Origin of the sequence: Cellvibrio mixtus subsp. mixtus J3-8 (assembly GCF_000766945.1) — a bacterium.
Classification (GTDB): domain Bacteria; phylum Pseudomonadota; class Gammaproteobacteria; order Pseudomonadales; family Cellvibrionaceae; genus Cellvibrio; species Cellvibrio mixtus_A.
In genome coordinates, this window is the sequence record NZ_ALBT01000141.1 from 1 (window position 1) to 1,238 (window position 1,238).

2 protein-coding genes are annotated in these 1,238 nt (G+C 55.8%); both read left to right on the top strand.

The features are described from left to right. Positions 1–37 precede the first annotated feature (37 nt). Positions 38–643, top strand: coding sequence for a DUF2214 family protein (locus tag A596_RS05020; RefSeq protein ID WP_039913067.1), 606 nt, complete (start codon positions 38–40; stop codon positions 641–643). A gap of 182 nt (positions 644–825) precedes the next feature. Continuing rightward, a partial coding sequence (locus A596_RS05025) for a cellulose-binding domain-containing protein (RefSeq protein WP_039913068.1) occupies positions 826–1,238 on the top strand: 413 nt, incomplete at its 3' end.

A 1,238-nucleotide genomic window follows, 5' to 3' on the forward strand; every position in this document is an offset into this window, starting at 1 on the left:
AACCTGACCCACAACAACAAAAAAGGCGCGGACAACTATGTTTAAAACCCTGATTGTGTATGCCCATCTACTCGCCGCCTGCGTGGCCGTTGGTATCCTGCTTATCCAGGATCTCGCCCTGGCCAAAACCCGTGGCAATGCCCTCTCTGCACCCGCCGTCAAGGACCTCACCAAGTCCGCCGAAATCATGTTCATCGCACTGGTCATCCTGTGGATTTCCGGGCTCGCACTGGTGCTGCTGGGCTACCTCGAAAACCCCCAGCAATACCTGATGAATGAAAAACTCTGGGCCAAATTCACCGTCGTGTCAGTACTGACACTCAACGGGATCGCCCTGCACTATTTCAGCTTCCCGCGCGTAACCTCGCGTCGCGGATTGCTCGGCTTACCCACCTTTGAACAAATCCTGGTGGCCCTGACCGGGGCACTTTCCTCGGTCTCCTGGCTCTTTGCCTGCTACCTCGGTATCGCCAGGCCCTGGAATTACACCGTCGATTACAGCTTCGTCATGTTCATCTACTCCGGTTTGCTCGTCACCGCCTTTATTGTCGCCGGTGAAGTGCTGCGCGCCATGCGCAAGGCTGAACCCGAACAGCCCATGCTCGCCGAACAGATCCGGCTGAACACCTCCAAGTTTGACTAGTACCCGATGTTGGACAGGGCCCGGATTCCCCTGTGTCGGGCCACGCAATGACAGCGCTGTTACTGCCATCGCGACCTTGTTGTAAGGCTTTGCTTTAACCCTTTGCTTCACCCGTTTTAACAATAACGATTGTTGATGACCGTTGCCGGTGCAGACCGGCGTTTACCTCCGAGGAAGACACTATGAGTAGCTTTAAAGCCTCTGCGATCAACCCTCGCATGGCGGGTGCGCTAACACGCACCCTCTGTGCGGCCGGGTTCTCCCTGGCTGTATCCACTCTCTCCACACAGGCCTTTGCCGGTTGCCAGTATGTGATCGACAACCAGTGGAATAATGGATTCGGCGCAAAAATAAAAATTACTAACGATGGGACAACTGCGATCAATGGCTGGAATATTAGCTGGCAGTACAGCGGTGATAACCGCGTCACCAGCAGTTACAACGCCACCCTGACCGGTACCAACCCTTACTCTGCAACCAACCTGAGCTGGAATGCCAGCATCCAGCCGGGCCAGGCTGTAGAGTTTGGCTTCCAGGGCAGCAAAGGGGCTGCTGCTGCCGAGATCCCGACTATCTCGGGGGCTGTTTGTGGGGG